This window comes from Streptomyces sp. NPDC096324, assembly GCF_044763015.1.
Classification (GTDB): Bacteria; Actinomycetota; Actinomycetes; order Streptomycetales; family Streptomycetaceae; genus Streptomyces.
This window is the reverse complement of the sequence record NZ_JBIWFK010000039.1, coordinates 1-2,012: the sequence shown is the minus strand read 5'-3', so window position 1 is coordinate 2,012 and position 2,012 is coordinate 1. Positions and strand designations below refer to the sequence as shown.

2 protein-coding genes are annotated in these 2,012 nt (G+C 68.0%); one reads left to right on the top strand and one right to left on the bottom strand.

What is annotated here, in order from left to right:
* Positions 1-42: 42 nt before the first annotated feature.
* Entirely contained in the window at positions 43-1,194 is a 1,152-nt protein-coding gene (locus tag ACIQ7M_RS40855) for an ISAs1 family transposase (RefSeq protein WP_403654239.1), read from the bottom strand.
* A gap of 300 nt (positions 1,195-1,494) precedes the next feature.
* Between ACIQ7M_RS40855 and ACIQ7M_RS40850 the strand changes: the two genes are divergently transcribed.
* On the top strand, positions 1,495-1,830 hold the full coding sequence (locus ACIQ7M_RS40850) for a hypothetical protein (RefSeq protein ID WP_403654236.1): 336 nt from the start codon (positions 1,495-1,497) through the stop codon (positions 1,828-1,830).
* Positions 1,831-2,012 lie beyond the last annotated feature (182 nt).

Here is a 2,012-nt window from a genome sequence, read left to right as displayed (position 1 = left end):
CAGGGCTGATTCAAAGTCTTGATGCTCGTGCTGCGTCGCTGGTCAGGGGATCTGCAGGAGGTCCAGGGGGCGGGTGAAGGGCTTGTAGGAGACGTGGCGGAGTCCGGCGGCGATGCTGCGGTGGCCGTGGTCGCGGAGGGTGTTGATCGCCAGGTTGCGCAGGGCGGCCATGTTCTCTGGTCCGTGGCCGGTACGGATCTTGGAGGCGTCCTCGCGGTAGGCGGTGTCGCGCACGAAGTGGAGCCGGTTCTCGATGGTCCACTGCGCGCGGGCGAGTTCCCCGATCCGTTGGGGTGAGGCCTGCTGGTGCGTCAGGTCAGTGAGCACGTAGACGGTCTGTCGGGTCAGCTTCCCCGACTTCACGTTGGTGCGGTAGCGGGTGATCCGGGCGGCTTGGACTGCGTGGGGGAAGTCCAGGCCCAGGTCGGTGATGGTGAGCACGCGCACCGCGCGGGTTTCACGGCGGCCGTGCCCACGTCCGCGCTGGTAGTGGCGGGTGCTCACCTTGGGCCAGGGCAGCGACCGCAGTGCTGCGGACAGCGCCGGCTGGTTGGCCTTCACGACCAGCAGGTAGTGCGCCTGTTTCTGCTCGACCAGGAACCGGGCGTGGGCGCGCTGGGTGTGGAGCGCGTCTGCGGTCACCGTCACCCCGTGCAGGTCGAACGGGGCCAGTAACGCGGCGAAGCAGGTGATCTCGTTGGTGCGGTCCGGGACCCGCAGCTGTCCGATCGTCTGGCCGCCGCCGGTCACCGCCGCGAGCAGGTGAGCTGCCGGCTCCTGGTCGTGACGTGAGCCCCGGGCCGCTTTGCCGTCCACGGCCAGCGAGGTGGCACCGACCGGATCCGCGCCGGTCAGCTCGGCCAGGCCGCCGGGACAGACCAGCGAGATCACACGGCGGATCGTCGCGGTGCTCGGCGCGACCCGCACGCCGAGCATGCCGACGACACGGGCACCGAGGCGGACCAGCGCGTGCTGGGGAGCGGCGGCGGCCCACTGCCCGATCGCGGAATAGGAGCGCGCTCCGGCCAGCACCGCCGAGGCGGCCACCAACAGCACACTCAGCAGTGAGTGCCGCCGGCCTCGACGGCAGCGCGGGTCGGGAAGCGCGACCAGTCGCTCCATCAGGGTCCCGGCCCCACGCTCGGCGTGTGTCGGAGGCTTGGTCAGACAGACGGTGACAAACTGGCGGCACATCGAAACTCCGGCTGACGCGGGCGACTTGGCGGTCACCCGGGCCAACCGGAGTTTCGTTGCTTTCGTGGCGGCCCCGCAGCAGCCGTCCATACCAGCGCCTGCCTGCAACTCACATGATCATCCGGGCTATGGGCAAGTCCTGCCGCCCCGCCTGCAGACAGCACCTGAACAGCAAGTATTCGATTGCATGGACGACTCTCGACGGTGAGAATCGGCGGTTGTCCAGGTCCTGGGCACCAGGTCGTCGACCACGCCCAGCGTGGTGTGTCATTCAAGGAGATCACCATGGCAGCCGCGGACATGGCAGACGAGAAGGGCTGGTACGCGGTTCGCTGCGTGTTCCAGTGGGACGCCTGGGAGGGCACACCTTACGAGGAGCGCCTGACGCTGTGGCAGGCCGTCTCGATGGACCAGGCCATCGCCAGGGCAGAGGGCGAGGCCCGGACCTATGCCAGGGAAAACGGCCATCGCTACCTGGAACTGGCCCAGTGCTACCGCTTGGCCACCGAAGGACGGCCGGACGACGGAGACGAGGTCTTCTCTCTCCTGCGCGACAGTTCCCTCGACGAGGAAGCGTATCTGGACCGCTATTTCGACACCGGCCACGAACACCAGGGCACCACGACCGAGGGATGACGGCTGCACCGCGCGTTCGGGCTGTGCAGCATCATGAGGTCAGCCCCCTAAGCGGATGTCCCCGCGGAGTCGCTGTGCGGCCTCCACCCCATCTTGAGTCGACCCTTCACCCAGGCTCGACCTCTTGGACGCCCTCTGGCCAGCCAACGAGCTTGATCACCAGGACTTTGAATCAGCCCTGC